The following is a 2,238-nucleotide window of genomic DNA, read 5'->3' as shown; positions in this document are numbered from 1 at the left end:
GGGCGTGCAGCCGCAGCACCAGTTCCTGCAGGGCGAACGGTTTGACGAGATAGTCGTCGCCGCCCGCCTGCAGCCCGGCGATCCGGTCGGCGGTCTCGTCGAGCGCGGACAGCATGAGCACGGGCAGGTCGCGTCCCGCGTCCCGCAGCCTCGTGCACACTTCGATACCGCTCATCCCGGGCATCGACACATCCAGGACGAGGACGTCCGGTGGTGTCCGGTCGATCGTCGCGAGCGCCTGCGGTCCGTCGGCGGCGGTCCCCACCGCGAAGCCGTTCAGCCGCAGGCCGCGCTCCAGCGACCGGCGGATCGCCGAGTCGTCGTCGACGACCAGCACCGCGCCCGCGTGCACCGTCTCACCCATGGTCCCTCCTCACCGTCACGTAGGGTACGGCCCCGCAAAACGTCCCGGGCAGCGACCGGGGCGTTCGCGGCGGAGCGGCGTGCGGGGCGCAGTGGACCACCGCGCCCGGGACAGCGGGCACGGCCGCGACGAAAACCCTCTAGTCCGCCGGAATCCCGGCCAGCCGGGCCTGCGCCGCCGCCAGGATCTCGGTGACGCGGACGCCGAAGGCGGCGTCACAGGCGTGCGGCCGGCCGGTGCGGGCCGCGGCCGCCAGGGCGTCCGCGGCGCGGCCGAGCGCGGGAACCGCACCCTCGGAGCTTCCCGGGAGCAGCGCCACCCCGGCCTCGCCCCGCAGCTCGACGTCGGCCCCGGCCGCCGCGGGCGGTGCCGTCAGGCTCAGCGTGACGGTGCTCGACGCCCCGGTGGCATGGTCGAGGACCAGATGCACGGTGTCCGAGGGGCCGTAGGCCGCCGAGAGGACCTGCCGTACGTCACCGAGGACCGGCAGGAGGACGGACAGGGCGTGCGGTCCGACGTCCCACAGCGCGCCCTTCTCGCGCCGCCACGCAGAGCCAGCGAACGGGCTGTCGCTCGTGAACACCGCTCCGAGCCACTGCGCCCGGGCCGTGAACCAGCCCGCCACGGCGGCCTGTTCGTCGATCCAGGCCTCCGGCTCCTTCTGGAAGCGGGCGGTGAAGAACACCACCGAGGCGACCTGGGCCCGCTCGGCCGCCTCGGCGACCGCCCGCGCTTCCGCGACCCCCACCGCCAAGGGCTTGTCCAGCAGGAGATGACGGCCGGCCCGTGCCGCCCGTACCGCGAACTCGGCCTGCACGGACGGCGGCAGCGCCACCGCCACCGCGTCCACGTCGGCCAGCAGCGCGTCCACGTCGTCGTAGGCCCGGACGCCGTACTGCTGCGCCAGGGAGGCCGCCGCCTCCGGGCGGCGGCCCCACACCCCGGCGAACTCCAGGCCGGTGTGCCCGGCCAGGGCGGGGGCATAGGCCGCCCGGGCCCACGGGCCCGTTCCCAGCAGTGCGATGCGCATCTCGCGTTCCTTTCTCCGAACCGGTGGCCGCAGCCTCACGATGCCGCGTTCCGGTCGCCGTCGATGTACAGCTGCGCCGCTTTCCCGACACCCGCGAGCCACCCGGCGATGGTCTCGGCGATCGGCTGGCCGGTGTCCATCTCGACGAAGCCGAACTGGCCCGACTGGTTGCACTCCAGGAACCACCAGATCCCGTCCGAGTCCTCCGCGAAGTCGAAGGCGCCGTAGGACAGTTCGGCGCCGTGCATGTAGCGGTGGACCGCCTCGGCGACCCGCGGAGGCACCACCGCGGGGAGCCAGGGGGAGACCGACGGGGCGAACCGGACGTCCACGTCGTCGGGGTGGGCGTCCGGGTCGGTCGGTTTGCGCGCGGCCAGGAGCCGGTCGCCGACGACGGTGAGCCGGATGTCGGCCCGTTTGGCAACCCGGCGCTGCAGCAGCGTCGGGCCGAAGGCGACGGCGGCGAAGTCGGTGTCCGGCGCGACCCGGCTGGTGGGCACCGCCCTCGGCGGTTCCTGCGGATGCGCGCCGGAGACGGGCTTGACCACCAGGTCCGGGAACCGCTCCGCGAACTCCCGGGCCGCCTGCGGAAACGTCGTGATGAGCGTCGCCGGCACGGCAAGTCCGGTGTTCTGGGCGAGCCGCAGCTGCCAGGGCTTGTGGCGGGCGCGGCGGGCCGCGTCCGGATGGTTCATCCAGCGCGCGTCGGTGCACCGCAGCATGCCGTACAGCGCCTGGGAGGACTCCTCCGTCAGCCAGGCGGAGGGCTGGGCGGCGCGTACGGCCGCGTCCCCCGGCCTGCGCACCCAGATGGAGCGCAGGCCGGTCATGCTCACGAGGCGCC

3 protein-coding genes are annotated in these 2,238 nt (G+C 74.5%); all 3 read right to left on the bottom strand.

What is annotated here, in order from left to right; translation table 11 throughout:
* A partial coding sequence (locus AB0H32_RS48075) for a response regulator (protein ID WP_361136004.1) occupies nucleotides 1-364 on the bottom strand: 364 nt, incomplete at its 3' end.
* Nucleotides 365-503: 139 nt separating this feature from the next.
* A complete protein-coding gene (locus tag AB0H32_RS48070) occupies nucleotides 504-1,394 on the bottom strand; it encodes a Gfo/Idh/MocA family oxidoreductase (protein ID WP_361136001.1) in 891 nt (296 codons plus the stop codon).
* A 35-nt stretch (nucleotides 1,395-1,429) separates the two neighbouring features.
* The coding region (locus AB0H32_RS48065; protein WP_361135998.1) for a hypothetical protein at nucleotides 1,430-2,238 on the bottom strand (809 nt) is incomplete at its 5' end.

Origin of the sequence: Streptomyces sp. NPDC020362 (assembly GCF_040642095.1) — a bacterium.
In the GTDB taxonomy this organism is placed as follows: Bacteria; Actinomycetota; Actinomycetes; order Streptomycetales; family Streptomycetaceae; genus Streptomyces.
This window is presented reverse-complemented; position numbering and strand designations above follow the sequence as displayed.